This is a genomic window from Longimicrobium sp. (assembly GCF_035474595.1).
In the GTDB taxonomy this organism is placed as follows: domain Bacteria; phylum Gemmatimonadota; class Gemmatimonadetes; order Longimicrobiales; family Longimicrobiaceae; genus Longimicrobium.
Map to the genome: position 1 here is coordinate 53,227 of NZ_DATIND010000127.1, position 17,203 is coordinate 70,429.

At 69.5% G+C, this 17,203-nt stretch carries 18 protein-coding genes; 16 read left to right on the forward strand and 2 right to left on the reverse strand.

Going from position 1 to position 17,203, the window contains the following annotated elements; all coding sequences use genetic code 11:
* Positions 1 to 154: 154 nt before the first annotated feature.
* Together VLK66_RS22655 and VLK66_RS22660 are read left to right on the forward strand one after the other, a co-directional pair.
* Positions 155 to 733 (forward strand): hypothetical protein, encoded by a 579-nt coding sequence (locus VLK66_RS22655; RefSeq protein WP_325311766.1) that lies wholly within the window; start codon positions 155 to 157, stop codon positions 731 to 733.
* Entirely contained in the window at positions 726 to 1,103 is a 378-nt protein-coding gene (locus VLK66_RS22660) for a type II toxin-antitoxin system VapC family toxin (protein WP_325311767.1), read from the forward strand. Before VLK66_RS22655 ends, VLK66_RS22660 begins: the two co-directional genes overlap by 8 nt.
* A 75-nt stretch (positions 1,104 to 1,178) precedes the next feature.
* Here VLK66_RS22660 and VLK66_RS22665 read toward each other — a convergent pair whose 3' ends face one another.
* Together VLK66_RS22665 and VLK66_RS22670 are read right to left on the reverse strand one after the other, a co-directional pair.
* A complete protein-coding gene (locus VLK66_RS22665; RefSeq protein ID WP_325311768.1) occupies positions 1,179 to 1,463 on the reverse strand; it encodes a hypothetical protein in 285 nt (94 codons plus the stop codon).
* Between the two features lie 46 nt (positions 1,464 to 1,509).
* A complete protein-coding gene (locus VLK66_RS22670) occupies positions 1,510 to 2,091 on the reverse strand; it encodes a DsbA family oxidoreductase (RefSeq protein WP_325311769.1) in 582 nt (193 codons plus the stop codon).
* Between the two features lie 159 nt (positions 2,092 to 2,250).
* Here VLK66_RS22670 and VLK66_RS22675 point away from each other — a divergent pair, with 159 nt between their 5' ends.
* From VLK66_RS22675 to VLK66_RS22740, 14 genes are all read left to right on the forward strand, one after another.
* A complete protein-coding gene (locus VLK66_RS22675; protein WP_325311770.1) occupies positions 2,251 to 3,141 on the forward strand; it encodes an alpha/beta hydrolase in 891 nt (296 codons plus the stop codon).
* Positions 3,142 to 3,187: 46 nt separating this feature from the next.
* Positions 3,188 to 3,871, forward strand: coding sequence for a diacylglycerol/polyprenol kinase family protein (locus tag VLK66_RS22680; protein WP_325311771.1), 684 nt, complete (start codon positions 3,188 to 3,190; stop codon positions 3,869 to 3,871).
* A 480-nt stretch (positions 3,872 to 4,351) separates the two neighbouring features.
* Entirely contained in the window at positions 4,352 to 5,650 is a 1,299-nt protein-coding gene (locus tag VLK66_RS22685; protein WP_325311772.1) for a tetratricopeptide repeat protein, read from the forward strand.
* Positions 5,651 to 6,218: 568 nt separating this feature from the next.
* Positions 6,219 to 8,171, forward strand: coding sequence for an acyl-CoA dehydrogenase family protein (locus VLK66_RS22690; RefSeq protein ID WP_325311773.1), 1,953 nt, complete (start codon positions 6,219 to 6,221; stop codon positions 8,169 to 8,171).
* A 231-nt stretch (positions 8,172 to 8,402) separates the two neighbouring features.
* Positions 8,403 to 8,600: a hypothetical protein gene (locus VLK66_RS22695; protein ID WP_325311774.1), complete on the forward strand. Its 198-nt coding sequence runs from the start codon at positions 8,403 to 8,405 to the stop codon at positions 8,598 to 8,600.
* A gap of 225 nt (positions 8,601 to 8,825) precedes the next feature.
* Positions 8,826 to 9,044 (forward strand): CopG family ribbon-helix-helix protein, encoded by a 219-nt coding sequence (locus tag VLK66_RS22700; RefSeq protein ID WP_325311775.1) that lies wholly within the window; start codon positions 8,826 to 8,828, stop codon positions 9,042 to 9,044.
* The gene (locus tag VLK66_RS22705; protein ID WP_325311776.1) at positions 9,041 to 9,451 is read left to right on the forward strand and encodes a putative toxin-antitoxin system toxin component, PIN family; all 411 of its coding nucleotides are present in this window, start codon (positions 9,041 to 9,043) and stop codon (positions 9,449 to 9,451) included. The genes VLK66_RS22700 and VLK66_RS22705 overlap by 4 nt, the downstream gene beginning before the upstream one ends.
* A 152-nt stretch (positions 9,452 to 9,603) precedes the next feature.
* On the forward strand, positions 9,604 to 9,945 hold the full coding sequence (locus tag VLK66_RS22710) for a hypothetical protein (protein WP_325311777.1): 342 nt from the start codon (positions 9,604 to 9,606) through the stop codon (positions 9,943 to 9,945).
* Positions 9,942 to 10,205, forward strand: a complete 264-nt coding sequence (locus VLK66_RS22715) for a hypothetical protein (protein WP_325311778.1) — start codon at positions 9,942 to 9,944, stop codon at positions 10,203 to 10,205. The genes VLK66_RS22710 and VLK66_RS22715 overlap by 4 nt, the downstream gene beginning before the upstream one ends.
* Before the next feature lie 348 nt (positions 10,206 to 10,553).
* Positions 10,554 to 13,598 carry a ribonucleotide reductase N-terminal alpha domain-containing protein gene (locus VLK66_RS22720; protein ID WP_325311779.1) on the forward strand — a complete coding sequence of 1,015 codons (3,045 nt, stop codon included), beginning with the start codon at positions 10,554 to 10,556 and terminating at the stop codon, positions 13,596 to 13,598.
* A gap of 96 nt (positions 13,599 to 13,694) precedes the next feature.
* The gene (locus VLK66_RS22725; RefSeq protein ID WP_325311780.1) at positions 13,695 to 14,762 is read left to right on the forward strand and encodes a DNA adenine methylase; all 1,068 of its coding nucleotides are present in this window, start codon (positions 13,695 to 13,697) and stop codon (positions 14,760 to 14,762) included.
* 6 nt (positions 14,763 to 14,768) lie between these two features.
* Positions 14,769 to 15,620, forward strand: a complete 852-nt coding sequence (locus tag VLK66_RS22730; protein WP_325311781.1) for a hypothetical protein — start codon at positions 14,769 to 14,771, stop codon at positions 15,618 to 15,620.
* Positions 15,621 to 15,670: 50 nt separating this feature from the next.
* Complete coding sequence (locus VLK66_RS22735; RefSeq protein ID WP_325311782.1) at positions 15,671 to 16,249, forward strand: hypothetical protein; 579 nt, start codon at positions 15,671 to 15,673, stop codon at positions 16,247 to 16,249.
* Between the two features lie 175 nt (positions 16,250 to 16,424).
* Entirely contained in the window at positions 16,425 to 16,991 is a 567-nt protein-coding gene (locus VLK66_RS22740; protein ID WP_325311783.1) for a hypothetical protein, read from the forward strand.
* The last annotated feature ends 212 nt before the right edge of the window (positions 16,992 to 17,203 follow it).

Consider the following 17,203-nt stretch of genomic DNA (forward strand, 5'->3'; position numbering starts at 1 on the left):
GAGTCCCGCACGCCGAGCACCGCGGCCCGCAGCGCCGGATGGGACAGCCGCGATCACATCGTCCTCCCGCTGGCGGAGTTGTGGCGATGCGGCGCATCCCGCTTCTCCGATCCGGGGTGCTTCTGTACATTTCGGAAGCAACCCGGAGGATTCCATGGCCAAACGAGTGATCGAGATCCCCCAGCAGCTCGATGACGCCCTGGCGAGCTACGCGGCCGCGCTCGGCGAATCCGAGGCCGACATCATCGCGCGCGCCATCGAGAGCTACCTCGAGGACGGCATCGAGCCCGCCGAGATCACCGACCCGGACGAGGTCGCCGAGATCGTCGCGTCAACCGCGGGGATGTGGACGGGCCGCACTGATCCGGATCGCTTGACGCTGCTTCGGGCAGGGCGGGGAATGTGGAAGGATCGCGAAGATCTGCCGGATTCGGCGGCCCGGAGAAACGACGTGGACCACAGGACAGCTGTGATCCCGACGCAACTGGAGGAAGCGGTGAGGGATGCCGCGGTAACGCGGGGGGTACCCGAGCACGAGATCGTCACCTGCGCGCTCCGCGGGTACCTTGCAGCACCTGCCGTCGTGCCGGCGACCATCACGGATCCCGAGGAGGTCGCAGCCGCGAGAAAGGCTGCGGTAGGAATGTGGAAGGACCGCTCCGACGTGCCGGACGTGAGAGAGTTGCGTCGGGGGTGGCGCAGACGCTTGCGTCGAGTGATGCCGGATGAGTGAACCGATCCTGATCGATACGGACGTTTTGATCGACTACATGCGCGGCCACCCCGACGCAGTCTCGTGGGTGGATACACGCATGAACGCGCAGGTGTCCGTCGTTACGGTGGCGGAGCTTTACTCGGGTGCGCGCGATGCTGAGATGGAGAAGCTCCGCGCGCTTCTCGCAACGTTCCCGCACCTTCCCGTGACGGAGGAGATTGCCGTGCGCGGTGGGCTGTTCCGACGGCAGCACGGCAAGGCGATCCGCATCGAGGTGCCGGACGCGCTGATCGCGGCGACCGCTCAGGAACATGGCCTGAAGCTGGCGACGCTCAATCGCAAGCACTTCCCGGCCGTTGATGTAGTCGCGCCGTATACGAAGCGGTGAACGAAGATCTTTCGACACAAAACGGGGCGAGACCGCGGTGGTCTCGCCCCGTTCGCCTGGGTGGCGCGCAGGTGATCACTCGCGCGGCGGGTCGCCCCACTGGTAGGGGAGCTGGTTCAGCAGGTAGCGCACGACGCCGTCCACCTTCGAGGTGCGCAGGCGGTCGGTGCGTACGGTGACGACCGTGGAGGGGCCGTGGCGATGCGCCTCCAGCGTCACGGTGCCCTCGCCGCCGGTGTAGGTCACGCGGTGCGCGGTCTCCTCGGTGCGCTGCAGCTCGGCGCGCTCGGTGAAGATCTGGCTGGCCTTCGCGAAGATCTCGCGGGTGGGGAGCACGGTGCTCCGCTCGTAGTCGGACATCGCTCTTCGTTCCTCTCGTTCGGCAGGAGGGCGCGCGGCCCCCGCTTCACTTGCGTTGCAGCAGCGCGCGCAGGTCGTCGTACGCCTGCGCGCCGGTGAGCAGCTCCGCGTCCGCGCCTCCGCCCACGATCAGCGCAGGGACCGCGGCGATCCCCAGCCGCCGCGCCAGCGCCTCGTCGGCCGCCACGGCGCCGCTCAGCGAATCCACGTCGAGCACCACCTTCGTCTCCGTGGCGTCCAGCCCCAGCGCGGCGGCCAGCTCCACCAGCACGTCGATGCGGCCCACGTCGCGTCCGTCGCGGAAGTACGCGGCGAAGATCGCCTCGCGCATTTCCCATCCCACGCCCTTCTCCGCCGCGAGCTTCGCGGCCTCGTGCGCCTTGCGCGTGCGCGGCACCGCGGGCGGCATTTCCATTCCCACGCCCAGTTCCTCCGCCAGCGGGCGCGCCGCGGCCCAGTCGTCAGCGGACGGGGCGGCGGGGAGCGCGGTGTCGGCCGGGTACAGCTCGAACGCGGCGTAGCGCGGCGCGGCCAGTCCCTCGGCTTCCAGGCGCCGGAGCGCGGCCTCGGTGACGTGGCAGAACGGACAGGTGAAGTCCGAGAACACCAGCACCGGCACGGCCGCCATGCGCCACGTCACAAAGGCTCGAGAACTCGTCGGGTCAGCGGGCGCGCCCAATCTGTCCCCCCGCGCCGGGGCACGCAAGCGCACGCCGCGGCCCCGCACTTGCCCGTCGCGCGGTATCATTCCGGGGCTATGCGGATCCGTTGCGGGGCGAGGTGGGAGATGGTGGAGAGCTGGGAGCACCGCGAGGCGGTGGTCAACAACGTGCGGCTGCACTGGGTGGAGCAGGGGAGCGGGCCGCTCGTCATCCTGCTCCACGGCTTCCCCGAGTTCTGGTACGGGTGGCGGCGGCAGATTCCCGCGCTGGCGGCGGCGGGCTTCCGCGTGGTCGCGCCGGACCTGCGCGGGTACAACCTCTCCGAAAAGCCGAAGGGCACCGCCAGCTACCGCGTCAGCATCCTGGTGGAGGACGTCGCCGGGCTCATCCGCCAGCTGGGGGCGGAGCGCGCGCACGTGGTCGGGCACGACTGGGGCGGCGTCATCGCCTGGCATCTGGGGATGCGCCGCCCGGAGCTGGTCGACCGCCTCGCCATCATCAACGCCCCGCATCCCTCCATCTTCGCGCGCGAGATGCGGCGCCCGCGGCAGTTCCTGCGCTCGTGGTACGCCTTCTTCGTCCAGCTCCCCCTGATCCCCGAGGCGGGGATCCGCGCGCGCGACTTCGCGCTGCTGGAGCGCCTCTTCCGCGGCACCGCGCGCCGCGGCTCGTTCACCGACGCGGACATCGCGCGCTACAAGGAGGCGCTGGGGCGCCCCGGCGCGCTCACCGCCGCGCTGAACTACTACCGCGCGTACCGCAGCCACCTCTTCCAGCGCAGGGAGACGAAGAAGGAGCCGCGGCGGGTGATCGGCCGGCCCACGCTGGTCATCTGGGGCGAGCGGGACCAGGCGCTGAACCTCCACAACCTGGACGGGCTGGAGCGCTACGTCCCCGATCTCCGCGTCGAGCGGCTTCCCGAGGCCACGCACTGGGTGATGGCCGACGCGCCGGCGCGGGTGAACGATCTGCTGGCGGAGTTCCTGGGGGACGACGGAAGGGCCGGCCGCGCCTGATGTTTCCCCGCGCACCGCTCTTGCATTCACCGCGCGCAGATTTCCGATGCGGACCACCGACGACGAAGGAGATGCGATCCCCGTGGATGCCCTGACCCTCCCCGCGTCCCCCGCGTCCCCCGCGTCCGCGCGGCCGCGCGGCATCCGGCGCGAGCTGGCGCGGAAGGCGTTCCACGTCTCCTCCGCCGCGCTTCCGCTGCTGGTGTGGGTGGCGCCGCGCTGGGTGTCTCTCGCCGTGCTCCTCCCCGCCGCGTCGGTGGCGGTGGGGGTGGACTGGACGCGGCTGCGCTACCGGGCGCCGCGCTACTGGTTCCTGCGCTACACCCGCCGCATGCTGCGCCACCACGAGCGCCGCCGCTTCGCCGGGGCCACGTATATGGCGGTGGCGTACGCGGCGGCGGTCGTCTTCTTCCCCCGCCCCATCGCGGCGATGGCCATGCTGTTCAACGGCTTCGGGGATGCGGCCGCGGCGCTGGTCGGCAAGCGCTGGGGGCGGCGGCGGACGAGCTGGGGGAAGAGCTGGGAGGGCTTCGGCGCGGGCTTGGCGGTGGACCTCGCCGTCGCGATCGCCGTCAGCAGCCTGGCGCCCGGCGTCCCCCTCACCGCGGCGGCGGCGGGCGCGGTGGCGGCGGCCACGCTGGAGTTCCTGGATCTCCCCATCGACGACAACGTGCGCGTGACCCTGGGTGGCGGCGGGGTCGCGTACCTGGCGATGCTGCTGCTCGGCTGAGATCGGGGACGAGATCCCGATCAGGGGGGGCGGATACCCGAATCCGCCCCTTTTCTGTTTCCGTGAGCACGCCGGGAGACGCGCGGAACGCCACCTGTTCATCGCCGCGATCCGTCCGCGAGGGCCGTGATCCGGCGGCTCGCCGGGCGGGGAAACGGCCGGAGGTACGCGCGCCCCGCCGATCCCTCCAAACCACCGTGGTGCACGGAATCCGCTGCGTTCCGCATCCGCTGCACCAGCTTCGTGCGCCCGCTTCGGAGCGCGTCTTCAAACGAACCTCTGGCATTGTCGCGGGGATAGGCCCATTATTCACACACACGCGTAAATAGCCACGACTCCGCGGGCGCTCCCTTCGCGCCGGGCGCGGAGCAGAGTGCACATCATTTGCACCTGACGTGGAGCTGCACCCGTTTACGCGGGACGGGCGCGCCCGGGCCGGCGCGCCGCGCTGAATCCACACCCCTTGTCGGAGCCCCTCGAATGGCCGGACCACAACCGGGTTCGCCCGCGCGCAAGCCGCGCCGCCGCTGGCGGTGGCACGTGCCGCCGGCGCTGGTGCACGGGAACGAGACGCTGGAAGGCACGGAGATGCTGGAAGAGTTCTCCGGGGCTGTGGGGCTGGTCCTGTGGCAGTCCATGCGCGACGTCACGCTGTGGGCGGGCGGGCGCGAGCCGGCCGAGCGCGCGGACCTGTTCCAGGGCATCGCGCACGAGCAGCGCCTGCGGCAGCTGGAGCAGGCGGGGATCGACGCGGCCATCGACGCGCCGATGCGCATGCTGGCCCGCATCTCCGGCGAGCCGGCGGCGATCACCGAGGACGAGATCCTGGGCGCCTGCCGCGACGTGGCCAGCTGGGCCGACGCGCAGGAGAAGCTCTCCACCGCCATTTCCTTCTCGCAGGCGGGCGCGCTGGCGGCGCCCACCAACGCGGCGGCGGGGTTCCGCGTGGGGCAGCTGGCGCGGCGCAAGGCCGAGTACGCGCGCGCCGAGAGCTGGTTCCGGCGGGTGATCGGGCTGGGGCGGCAGGCCAAGGACTGGGCCAGCTACTCCGAGGCCTTCCTGGGGCTGGGCGAGCTGTACACCCAGCGCGGCAACTACCCGGCGGCGCGCCGCTTCCACGTGCGGGCGCTGCGCGCCGCCAAGCGCCACGGCCTGCGCGACATCCAGGGGCGGTCGCTGCACGCGCTGTTCGTCATCGCCAGCGACACCAACCCGGCCGAGGCGCTGGAATTCGCGCGGCAGTCGTTCCGCGCGTACGGCAGCACGCACCTGCGCCTGCCCATGCTGGCGCGCGACCTGGCGTACTTCTGGATGACGCGCGGCCGCTTCGCGCAGGCGCTGGCCGTGTTCCAGGCGCTGGCGCCGCACCTGTCCACGCCGGGCGAGCGGATGCTGAACACCGCCGACATCGGGCGCGCGGCGGGCGGCGCGGCCAACCGCGGCGAGTTCGACCGCGCGTGGGACGAGGTGTGGAGCTTCGCGGGCGAGTGGCACACGCGCCCGAACGCGGCGCAGGCGCTGCTGGACCTGGCGCGTGGCGCGGCCAGCCTGAAGGACTGGAGCCGCGCCGAGCGCGCCGCCAGCACGGCGCGCGACGTGGCCACGCGCCGCGAGGAGAGCCGCGTGGCGCTCGAGGCCGAGACGGTGCTGGACCAAGTGACCCGCAAGCGCGGCATCGAGGCGGCCACCGAGCCCGCGGGCGGCGAGCAGGAGGAGGCCGACACCGAAGGCCTGGCCGCCGAGCTCCTCCGCACCCTCAGCCTCGCCGCGCGACGGTAGGGGCGAGGGAGTTCTGAAGACGAGCCGCCGCTCCGGAGACGTCACCGGGGCGGCGGTTTCGCATTCTGGGACTGCGGGATCGGGGCGTGTTTGATGCCTCCGAGCGCCAGTCCTGCGCCGGTGGAGCCCTCCGCCCGCAACTGGGGCCGCGTACCCCCTCCCGATAACGGGAGGGGGTAACTTCGATAGCTCCGCTCAGCCGGTCGAGCACTCGTCGGGTGACCGTGTGCCGCGAGGCCCAACCCCGCATCGCAGTGGCTCATCAAGCCGGGCGGGCACAAGGCAGCCTCCAGCACCGATCTCATCGAGCTACCTCTCCCGGTACGGGAGAGGTGGACGGCCTCGGCCGGCCGGAGAGGGCGCGGGGCAGAGGGCGCACTCCGAAGCCTGGCACTCAGCACTTCCGCACTTCCGCACTCCCGCACTCGAATCGCTGCAAACCCCTTGGCACGACTCGCGCTATTGCGTGAGTGGGGCTCACTTCTACGTTTCATCGTGGGGCCACCGGCAGCACGCCGGACGCGCCCGTGGCGAGCGCCCTCAACCCATTGGCCAGGAACGGTTTTCGATGAGTGACCAGAACGCCCGGAACGCTCCGAGCGAACAGGAGTCGCGCGAAGTCGCGGAGGCCGCGCGCGAAACCGAGTGGACCGCGCCGAGCTTCGTCCGCGAGCTGTTCCTCGGCAACTTCCGCCTGGACCTGATCCATCCCTATCCCCGGCAGTCGCCCGAGGACAAGGCCAAGACCGACGCCTACATCGCCAAGCTGCGCAAGTTCCTGGACGAGAACGTAGACTCCGACGAGATCGACCGCACCGGCGAGCTGCCGCCCGAGGTGGTGCAGGGTCTCCGGGATCTCGGCGCCTTCGGTCTCAAGATCCCCGAGGAGTACGGCGGCATCGGGCTCAGCCAGCTGGGGTACGGGCGCACCATCGGCATGGTCACCAGCAAGGACGGCAACCTCACCGCCCTTCTCTCGGCGCACCAGTCCATCGGCGTGCCGCAGCCGCTGAAGATGTTCGGCACCCCCGAGCAGAAGAAGAAGTACCTGCCGCGCCTGGCCGCGGGCGCCATCAGCGCCTTCGCGCTCACCGAGCCCGGCGTGGGCTCGGACCCCGCCGCGCTGGCGACGACCGCCGAGCCGACCGAGGACGGCGAGGCCTTCATCCTGAACGGCGAGAAGCTGTGGTGCACCAACGGCACCATCGCCGAGCTGCTGGTGGTGATGGCGAAGACCCCGTCGAAGATGAAGAACGGCAAGGAGATCCCCCAGATCACCGCCTTCATCGTCGAGACCAGCGCGCCGGGGGTGGAGATCACCAACCGCTGCCGCTTCATGGGCCTGAAGGCGCTGCAGAACGCCGTCATCACCTTCAAGAACGTGCGCGTCCCTCGCGAGGACATCATCTGGGGCGAGGGGAAGGGTCTCAAGCTGGCGCTGATGACGCTGAACACCGGCCGCCTGACGCTGCCCATGAGCGCGGCGTACGGGGCCAAGGTGGCGGTCGAGGTGGCGCGGAAGTGGGCCGCCGAGCGCGTGCAGTGGGGCGCCCCCATCGGCAAGCACGACGCGGTGGCGCAGATGCTGGGCGCCATGGCGGCCGATGCCTTCGCCATCGAGAGCATGGCCGAGCTTTCCAGCGCGCTGGCCGACCAGGCGAAGAACGACATCCGCCTGGAGGCCGCGATCGCCAAGCTGTGGACCACGGAGATCGGCTGGCGGATCGTGGACGACCTGCTGCAGATCCGCGGCGGGCGCGGCTACGAGACGGCCGACTCGCTGGCCGCGCGCGGCGAGGTGCCCATCGCGGTGGAGCGGATGATGCGCGACTTCCGCATCAACCGAATCTTCGAGGGCTCGTCGGAGATCATGCGCCTGTTCATCGCCCGCGAGGCGGTGGACACGCACCTGGCCGTGGCGGGCGACCTGATCAAGCCCGGCATCAGCACCGGGCAGAAGCTGGGCGCCATGGCCAAGGCGGGCGCCTGGTACGCGGCCTGGCTGCCGAAGCGCTTCGTGGGCGGCGGGCAGCTTCCCGGCCACTACGGCGAGTTCGGGCGCAACGCCAAGCACGTGCGCTTCATCGAGCGCACCTCGCGCAAGCTGGCGCGCAACATGTTCTACGCCATGGGCAAGTACCAGGCGAAGCTGGAGCGCAAGGGCCACCTGCTGGGCCGCTTCGTGGACATCGGCGCCGAGCTGTACGCCATGAGCTGCGCGGTGGTGCGCGCGCAGGACATGCGCGACGGGCCCAACGGCAAGGAGGCGGCGATCCTGGCCGACGTGTTCTGCCGCCGCTCGCGGCTGCGGGTGAAGGCGCTCTTCGACCAGCTGTGGGAGAACGCCGACGACCCGACCTACAAGGTTGCCCAGGACGTGATGAAGGGCCGTTACGCCTTCATCGAGGAGGGCGCCGTCACCACCATCCCCGAGCACACCCTGGCGCCCAGCGCGCAGCCGCCCATCGAGCGCAAGGTGTCGGGCGAGCGCCCGGCCACGCGCATCGGCGCGAGCGGCTGATCGCGGGCCGCCTTCGGCGGAGTACGAGAAGTACGGAAGTACGAAAGTACGCAACGGCCCCGCGGCGGATGCATCGCCGCGGGGCCGTCGCTCGTTCTGCTCGATGGATACGGACGCGCTGCTTTTCAGCCGGGGAATCGAACGTTCCGTCTCAATGGGCGTGGCACTGGAACTGCGGCGACTCGGGGGAGATCGCCCGTTCGGCAATCCATCCCGTTCACGGAGGCACGGATGCGCAAGCTTCGCCTGGAGCCGGAAGATCTGGCCGTTGAGTCGTTCGACACACGCGGCACCGGGCTCGACGAGAGCGGCACCGTGTACGGGAACGCCGTGACGACCCCCTGCTCATGCCGCGGCACCAGCTGCCTCGCCACGGCGTGCGTCGACGCGAATGGCTGCATCGACCCCACCTGCCGCGCGATTCAGTAGGACGGAAGGATGCACGCCGAGCGTCGCCACGCGCTCCCAGAGCCCCCGCTCCGGGAGCTTCGTCGTTCCGCCGGGTGGGTATCGGTTGCGGTCCGGCAGGAGGCTCTCGGGCTTGTCGACGACCGCGCCGCGAGCCGGGATCATCTTGCGCGCTCGCCTGTCACGCGGGTTCTCCGCCGCGATCCTGTTTGTTATGTTTTGGAGAACCCGCGCTGGAGTGTCGAGATGAGCGAGACGATTCCCATTACCCTCTCCAACGAACTCGCTGCCGAAGTCGACGCGCTGTCCGAAGCCGACGGCATCCCGCGCGACGAGCTCGTCCGCAATGCCGTGGAAGCGTATGTCGCGGAGCGGAGGTTCGACGAATTGCGCGCCCGCGTCATCCCGCAGGCACAGAGGGCCGGGTTCTTCACGGACGAGGACGTGTTCCGCGAGATCTCGTGAGGCTCGTTCTCGATACGAACGTCCTCATCGCGGCTTATGCCACCGAGGGCGCCTGCATGCGGCTGTACAGATACTGCATGCGGCGCCACGTCCTCGTTACCTCCGAGATCCTCATCGAGGAGTTGCGGGAGAAGCTCCTTCGAAAGCTCAAGATCGCCTCTCCGGACGTTGACGATCTCCTCGGGTTCTATCGCGAACACTGCGAGATCGTTATGCCGCGGCCGCTGCAATCTCCAGTTTCACGCGATCCTGACGACGATTGGGTGATCGCCACAGCGATAGCGGGCGAGTGCCGGTGCATCGTAAGCGGTGACGGCGATCTCCTCACGCTCGAGACCTACCAGGGCATCCGTATGATTCGCCCGGCCTCGTTTTGGGAGTTTGAAGCTGGTTCATCAGAGGTGTAGTCCTTCTGATCCGTCAGGTCCTTCCCTAATCCGTCTCCCCAGCGCCTCACATCGGAATCCTTCCCTGACCCCGCCGTCGCCCGCCCGGCACGGATCGTGAAGCCGCGTGTCCTGCAACCGCAGCGCGGACAAGCACATCCAGAGGAGGAACGATGGGCGGCAAGCGACGGGACCAGTACAACATCGACCCCAGCGAGGCGGGGGCGTCCGACTACAAGAACCTTCCCGAATCGGGGCAGGGGCACTCCAGCCTGGACGACACCGTCACGGGCGACACCGAGAAGGTGGGGCGGCAGCACGTGGGCCACGGCGGCGGCCCCGGGCAGCACTTCTTCGACCCCAAGCATCCGCAGCCCTCGCACGACGCCAACGTGCACGCCCGCGAGGGGCACGGCCACGGCGGCGAGGAGGGCGCGATGTCGGCCGGCGAGTCGCCGCGCGAGCGCGAGGCGGAGGGGACCGAGGACCCGCGCGACCGCGGGGTGGGCGCGTGAGCCCCGGCGGCCCCGGCCCGCGCCAGGAGATCGGAAACGCGGAGAGCTCCGGCAAGCACCCCCCGCACGTGGACGTGAACGCGAAGGGAAGCCCCCTTCAGGAATCGTCGGGGAACCCCGCCGACGTGCCCACGATGCCCGCCAACGCGCACGGGAGCGACCACGCGCCCGGCGGCGAGCAGCCGCACACGATCGACGAGGGGAGCATGTACGACCGGCGGCCGGAAGAGGACAAGGACAACCGCGTTGCCGGCGCGTGACCCGCTGATTGCAGCTTCGTGACCTCTTTCACGCGGCCCCGGGATCTCCCGGGGCCGCGGCTGCTTCGGTCCGTTCACTTCCGCACCCGCGCGGGTCAGCCGATCGCTCCCGCCGGAGGCCGGTTCCGCCGCCCGAAGTGTCCGATGTGGTGTATCAGATGGGCGGCGCGGGGCGGCCGCATGTACAACCTTTGCGGCGGTAACGGAAGGGTTGACCACTAGATATTGGGGTCCTACATTGTTGCTCCCCAACACGTGGTACACACCAGATTGTTTTCCACAGGCGCAACCGCCTTTACCGCAAGCCGTTTCGCGGGTTTTCCACAACGCGCAGAGAGGACCTGGTCGATGAACCCTCCCACCGCCCTTCCGTCCGTGGCCGACGCCCCCGTGGCCGCAATCCCCGCCGACCTTCCGCGCGCCGAGCTGAGCGATAACGCGCGGATCGTGCTCGCCAAGCGGTACCTGAAGAAGGACGAGTCGGGGAAGCCGACGGAAGGCCCGGAGGAGATGTTCTGGCGCGTGGCCTACACCATCGCCAGCGCCGACCGCCGCTACGGCGCGTCGGAGGACGGCGTGGTGGCCCTCGCGCGCGAGTTCTACGCGCTGATGACGAAGCGGCTGTTCGAGCCCAACTCGCCCACGCTGATGAACGCCGGGCGGCCGCTGGGCCAGCTCTCCGCCTGCTTCGTGCTGCCGGTGGACGACGAGCTGTCGAACGGCGGCAGCGGCATCTACGACACGCTGAAGTCGATGGCGCTGGTGCACCAGTCGGGCGGCGGCACCGGCTTCTCGTTCAGCCGCATCCGCCCGGCGGGCGACCACGTGCGCAGCACCACCGGCGTGGCCAGCGGCCCCATCTCGTTCATGTCGCTGTACGACGCGTCGACCGAGGTGGTGAAGCAGGGTGGCACGCGCCGCGGCGCCAACATGGGGATCCTGCGGGTGGATCACCCGAACGTCGAGGAGTTCATCGACTGCAAGCAGGACATCACCAAGATCACCAACTTCAACATCTCCGTCGCCATCACCGACGCGTTCATGAACGCGGTGGAGCGGGGCGCCGAGTACGACCTGATCAACCCGCGCAACGGCCAGGTGGCGGGGCGCAAGGACGCGCGCCGCATCTTCGACAAGATCGTGGAGAACGCGTGGCGCACCGGCGAGCCGGGGGTGTTCTTCATCGACCGCGCGAACTTCTACAACCCGGTGCCGCACCTGGGCGCGTACGAGGCCACCAACCCCTGCCTCACCGGCGACACGCAGGTGCTGACGGTGGAGGGCCCGCGCCGCTTCGACGAGCTGGCCGCCAGCGGCGACGACGTGCTGGTCTACGCCTTCGACCGGCTGGCGCAGGCGCCGGTGGTGCGCTGGATGCGCCGCCCGCGGCTCACGCGGCGCGACGTGGAGGTGATCGAGATCGAGTTCGACAGCGGGCTGACGGTGCGCTGCACCCCGGACCACAACTGGATCGGCCTGAACGGCGAGAAGATCCCCGCGGGCGAGCTGCGCGGCGGGGTGAGCGTGCGCGCGTACGCGGTGGCGCAGCTGCAGGAGCGCCCGGCGGCCACGGCGGGGAACCACAAAGTCGTGGCCGTCCGCCTGGCGGGGCGCGCCGACGTGTACAACGGCACCGTCGACGACGTGCACACCTACGTCGTCGCCGACCCGCACGCGGTGGAGGCCGGTGCGGCGTTCACCGGCGTGGTCAGCGCCAACTGCGGCGAGCAGCCGCTGCTGCCGTACGACGTGTGCAACCTGGGCTCGGTGAACGTGGGCGCCTTCGTGCGCAGCGACGTGCCGGCGGACAGCCCCTGGTACGAGCGGGTGGACTGGAAGGAGTACCGGCGGGTGACGCGGCTGTCCACGCACTTCCTGGACAACGTGATCGACGCCAACCAGTACCCGCTCCCCGAGATCACCGACCTGGCCAACCGCATCCGCCGCATCGGGCTGGGGGTGATGGGCTTCGCCGATCTCCTCGTCCGCCTGGGCGTGCCCTACAACAGCGAGGAGGGGGTCGAGATCGGGCGGCGGGTGATGGAGTTCCTGGACGAGGAGGGGAAGAAGGCGAGCGAGCAGCTGGCCGAGTCGCGCGGCGCCTTCCCCGAGTGGGAGAAGTCGATCTGGGGGCCCGACGACACCTGCGCCCGCGCGCCCAACGGCGACCGCATCCGCCCCATGCGCCGGCTGCGCAACTGCAACGTGACCACGGTGGCGCCCACGGGCACCATCTCCATCTTCGCCGGCTGCTCCAGCGGGATCGAGCCGCTCTTCGCCGTCGCGTTCATGCGCAACCAGGCGGGGGCGATGATGCCCGACGTGAACGAGGACTTCGTGGCCGTGGCGAAGGCGGGCGGGTGGTACAGCGAGGGGCTGGTGGAGCGGATCGCCCGCGAGGGGCACATCCACTTCCCCGAGGTGCCGGCGGCGGTGCAGAAGGCGTTCGTGACCGCGCACGACATCACCCCCGAGTGGCACGTGCGGATGCAGGCGGGCTTCCAGGAGCACTGCGACAGCGCCATCAGCAAGACCACGAACTTCCCGCACGAGGCCACGGTCGAGGACGTGCGCGAGATCTACGAGCTCGCCTTCCGGCTGGGGACCAAGGGCGTGACCGTGTACCGCGACGGCAGCCGCGACGGGCAGGTGCTGTCGACGGGGGCGACGAAGACGCCGGCGCAGCAGCAGGCCGAGGTGGCGGAGCTGGTGGAGGTGCGCGCGAAGGCGGCGGAGGTGTTCGAGCGCGGCGCGAAGCTGGAGCGCGAGGTGGCGCGGCTGCGCGAGGAGCTGAAGCAGGCCGAGTTCCGCGAAACGCAGATCCGCCGGCACAAGCGCAAGCGCCCCAGCGTGCTGCGCGGCACCACGCGCAAGATGGGCTCGCCGCTGGGCGACGTGTTCGTGACCATCAACGAGGACGACCAGAACCACCCGTTCGAGGTGTTCGCCACGCTGGGGAAGGCGGGCTCCGTCGCCATGGCCGACGTGGAGGCGATCGGGCGGCTGATCTCGCTGGCGCTGCGCTTCGGGATCCCGGTGAACGAGGTCTACACGCAGCTGCGCGGCATCAGCTCCGACAAGGCGATCGGCTTCGGCGCCAACAAGGTGCACTCGGTGCCCGACGCGATCGCGCAGGCGATCGGACTGCGCGAGCAGGAGAAGGCGGGGGTGCAGCAGGAGCTGATCCCCGAGGCGGTGCTGCAGACCGAGAACGCGGCCGACCTGGCGATGGGCTTCACGCCGGCCACGGAGAGCAGCGGACCGCCGCAGCTCACGCTGGACTACCACGGCGGCGAGACCTTCATGGGCACCTGCCCCGAGTGCAAGAGCCAGCTCGAGTTCGCCGAGGGCTGCATGAAGTGCCACGTCTGCGGCTTCAGCGAGTGCGGGTGAGGCATTAGCTTGTACCTGCTGATGACGAGGTACGGACAGGCGGGCTTCCGGCGACTGCCGGGGGCCCCGCGTTCGTTAAGGAGGGAGGAGGATCGTATGGACCTGTCGCTGGACCTTGGGGCCGATTCCGCCATCGTTCCGCTGGAAGCTCCGCCGCGGACGCAACGTTATCCGCGGCTCCGGTACATGGGCTCCAAGTATCGTGTCGTTCCCCATCTTGCGGGGATTTTCTCCGATCTGAGGTTTGACCGCGCGCTCGATGCGTTCAGCGGCAGCGGCGTGGTTGCCTACGCGCTGAAGGAGATGGGCAAGGAAGTGGTCGCGAACGACTTCCTGACGTTTCCCTCCACGGTCGCGCGGGCAGTGGTGGAGAACGGGAGCACGCTCCTGGACCGGCACGACGTCGAGTACCTGCTCTCCCCGAACGAAGATGGCCGGGACTTCATCGCTCGCACCTTCGCCGGGCTCTACTTTCCGTCGGAGGATCACGCGTTCCTCGACGCCGCGTGGTCGCACGTGGATCGTCTCCCCGCCTACCAGCGCGATCTCGCGATCGCGGCGATGTGCCTTGCCGCCGCGCGCAAGCAGCCGCGCGGTGTCTTCACCATCACCGACTTCCGCTATGACGACGGGCGGAGGAACCTGCGGACACCGCTGCGCGAGCTCTTCGTGGAAGCTGTTCGCGACCTGAACCGCGCGGTGTTCGACAATGGGCGGGACAATCGGGTCTCATGCGGGGACGCACTGTCGCTGGACCCGGACGGCTTCGACCTCGTCTATTTCGATCCCCCGTACGCTCCGCCGCGCGACGACAGCGACTACATCAAGCGGTACCATTTCCTCGAAGGCCTCTCAGTGTACTGGCGCGGGCTGAAGATCATGGAGGAGACGGCGACGAAGAAGATCGAGAAGCGCTTCACGCCGTTCGCATACAAGCGCACCATCCGCCACGCGCTCGCCGAGCTGTTCCACCGCTTCCGGAACAGCACCATCGTGCTCTCCTACAGCTCGAACTCCGTTCCCGGCCAGCAGGAGGTCTACGAGGCGCTCGCGGCGGAGAAGGAGCACGTCGACGTCCACACGATCCCCCACCGTTACTCGTTCGGCACGCACGCGGCGGCGCAGCGCAGGGTCGTTGACGAGTACATTTTCGTGGGAAGGTGACTTCTGGTGCGTGCCGCAATCAGCTTTCCCGACCTGCTCACGTCACTCGCCGATCTTGGACGCGTCGTTCGGGAAAATCCCGAACTCCAGGCGCGCATCCAGTCGCTCGTGGAGGAACTACGTTCCATTGGCGAGCCGACGCGTGCGTCGCTCGCGGCGTTCGTGTCGAAGCACCCCGACTCCGTCCCCGTGCTTGCGACAGCCGCGGGGCTGACGCGCGAGATGCTCAAGAACCAGCTGCGGCACCGTTTAGGGTCGAGCAGCTGGACGAAGCTTGCACGAACGGATGCGGATCGTCTCGTCGAGATGCTCGACGAGTTTGACCTTGTGCAGCGGCTGTCGGAGCAGATGCGACGTAAGTGGACGTTCGCGGACGTGCTGCTAGAGCGGTATCTCTGGTCGCAGCGGGGCGCTTCCGGCGCGATCGGCAGAGGGAGGAGCGTCGAAGACCAGGTCGAGGCCGTCGTGCGCAAGCTGGGGTTGCCGATCGCGTTGCGGACGCAGTTCAAGGGGCGTGGCGGGACGTCCGCACCGTGTGACCTCGCCATCCCCGCGGGCGGCGAGCATGCGCAGATCGTGATCGCGATGAAGGGGTTCAACTCGACGGGCAGCAAGCTCAGCGATGCGGTGCGCGAGATCGTCGCGATGGCGGAAGCGCGCCTGCCGCAGCAGTTCGTGTTCGCGGTCGTGGACGGAATCGGCTGGAAAAGCCGTCAGGCCGATCTCCGCCGGATTTACGAGTTGTGGGAACGGCGCTCGATCGATGGCCTGTACACGCTTGCCCATCTAGACCGCCTCGAAGCCGATCTTCGCGCCGCAGCAATGCGGTTGGGGATGAACGACGATCGCCAGACTTGATCCGGAGTTCGCGACTGACGCGCCGTTCAGCGGAACGGGGGGGGGTGGAAATGAGGATCTTTCCAGGCGAAGTCGCCTGGTACGTGACGGGGCGGTTCTACGCGGGGGAGGGCGGATCCGCGTTCGATGCCGGGTATTTCCTGCACCTGCAGGGGATCGAGGGGGCACTGTTCAGCGGCGCGCCGGGCGAGGGGACGGCGTACCTCACCTTCCTGGCCGATCCGTTCACCGCGACCAAGGTGGCCAACGGCGACATCTCGCTGGGGCTGGACGCCGTCGGCGAGTTCGGCGTGTACCTGAACCGGGATCCGCGCGCCACCTTCGACGACCCCGCCACGTTCGGCGCGGGCGAGGAGATCGCGCGGTTCCGGCGCGTGAGCATGGTCGTGGGCGCCACCGTCGGCGCAGGTGAGGCGAACCGGCCGCTCTTCTCGTCGAACGTCTTCTCCGCGCGGCTGGTGCGGAGCCGCGAGTTCGAGCTGGGCGGGCGCCGCTACGACCTGCGCCGGCTGATGCCGAACGGCGTCACGCAGTGGGGGACCGCCGCCACCACCGCCACGGGAAGCTCCCCGGCCATCCCGTTCGTCGGCTCCGCCATCGCCATCGGCGGCGATCCGCGGCATCCCTGAGGCATCGGCCGGGCTCGTCATCCCTATCGCCCCGGGACGCGGGAGAAGACGTCCGGGCTCCCGCATCGAATCCCCCGCTCCACGTGTTCCTTGACCGGGCGCCCGCCCGGATGCACACTGCGTCCAGCCTCTCCGCAGGATCCCGCCGTCCCATCCCCGCTCCCCCGCTACCGCCATGCAGCAGATCAAGGGCACCATCCTGAAGTCGCGGCTCGCGTTCGTGGAGCAGCACTGGGGGCGCGAGGGTGTGGAGCGCGTGGTGGGCTCGCTCCAGGACGACGACCAGAAGGCGCTGCGCACGGTGCTGTCGGTGAAGTGGTACCCGTTCGAGATCGGCGAGCGGCTGGACGCGGCCATCGTGCAGGTGCTGGGCGACGGGAAGAGCGAGGTGTTCGAGCGGCTCGGCGCCGCCTCGGCCGACGCGAACCTGACCACGCTGCACAAGCAGTTCCTCAGCCCTGGCCGGCCGCACGTGTTCCTGGGCAAGGCGCCGCAGATCTACGGCTTCTACTACGAGACGGGGCGCCGCACCTACGAGCAGACCGGCGAAAGCTCGGGGGTGATGACGACGTACGAGGCCGAGACTTTCAGCGTGCCCGACTGCCTGACGGTGATGGGCTGGTACCGCCGCGCGCTGGAGATGTGCGGCGCCGGCGGCGTCTCGATCGTCGAGGAAGAGTGCCGCGCCCGCGGCGGCGGCGTCTGCCGCTACCGCATCGAGTGGAGCACCGTGGCCGACTGAGGCGAACGCCGCGGGATCGCGTCACGTCACAGTGAATCGGCGGCGGGAGGATGACAGATGAGGGTGATCACGGCGGCCGCCGCGGAGAACTTCCGTGGCGGCCGCAATTCGTTGTGTCTCGCCCACCCGGTCCATGATGTCCCCACCCGGTCCATGATGTCATCGAACGTTTCCATCCAGCGGAATGCAAACGAACGTTGACGATCCATGGA

What these genes read in the sequence shown, in the direction of transcription:
- VLK66_RS22655 (WP_325311766.1), top strand. Translation starts at nt 155, where the DNA reads ATGGCCAAACGAGTGATCGAGATCCCCCAGCAGCTCGATGACGCCCTG.
- VLK66_RS22720 (WP_325311779.1), top strand. Translation starts at nt 10,554, where the DNA reads ATGAACCCTCCCACCGCCCTTCCGTCCGTGGCCGACGCCCCCGTGGCC.
- VLK66_RS22710 (WP_325311777.1), top strand. Translation starts at nt 9,604, where the DNA reads ATGGGCGGCAAGCGACGGGACCAGTACAACATCGACCCCAGCGAGGCG.
- VLK66_RS22735 (WP_325311782.1), top strand. Translation starts at nt 15,671, where the DNA reads ATGAGGATCTTTCCAGGCGAAGTCGCCTGGTACGTGACGGGGCGGTTC.
- VLK66_RS22675 (WP_325311770.1), top strand. Translation starts at nt 2,251, where the DNA reads ATGGTGGAGAGCTGGGAGCACCGCGAGGCGGTGGTCAACAACGTGCGG.
- VLK66_RS22700 (WP_325311775.1), top strand. Translation starts at nt 8,826, where the DNA reads ATGAGCGAGACGATTCCCATTACCCTCTCCAACGAACTCGCTGCCGAA.
- VLK66_RS22685 (WP_325311772.1), top strand. Translation starts at nt 4,352, where the DNA reads ATGGCCGGACCACAACCGGGTTCGCCCGCGCGCAAGCCGCGCCGCCGC.
- VLK66_RS22695 (WP_325311774.1), top strand. Translation starts at nt 8,403, where the DNA reads ATGCGCAAGCTTCGCCTGGAGCCGGAAGATCTGGCCGTTGAGTCGTTC.
- VLK66_RS22660 (WP_325311767.1), top strand. Translation starts at nt 726, where the DNA reads ATGAGTGAACCGATCCTGATCGATACGGACGTTTTGATCGACTACATG.
- VLK66_RS22680 (WP_325311771.1), top strand. Translation starts at nt 3,188, where the DNA reads ATGCGGACCACCGACGACGAAGGAGATGCGATCCCCGTGGATGCCCTG.
- VLK66_RS22690 (WP_325311773.1), top strand. Translation starts at nt 6,219, where the DNA reads ATGAGTGACCAGAACGCCCGGAACGCTCCGAGCGAACAGGAGTCGCGC.
- VLK66_RS22740 (WP_325311783.1), top strand. Translation starts at nt 16,425, where the DNA reads ATGCAGCAGATCAAGGGCACCATCCTGAAGTCGCGGCTCGCGTTCGTG.
- VLK66_RS22725 (WP_325311780.1), top strand. Translation starts at nt 13,695, where the DNA reads ATGGACCTGTCGCTGGACCTTGGGGCCGATTCCGCCATCGTTCCGCTG.
- VLK66_RS22670 (WP_325311769.1), bottom strand. Translation starts at nt 2,091, where the DNA reads ATGGCGGCCGTGCCGGTGCTGGTGTTCTCGGACTTCACCTGTCCGTTC.
- VLK66_RS22665 (WP_325311768.1), bottom strand. Translation starts at nt 1,463, where the DNA reads ATGTCCGACTACGAGCGGAGCACCGTGCTCCCCACCCGCGAGATCTTC.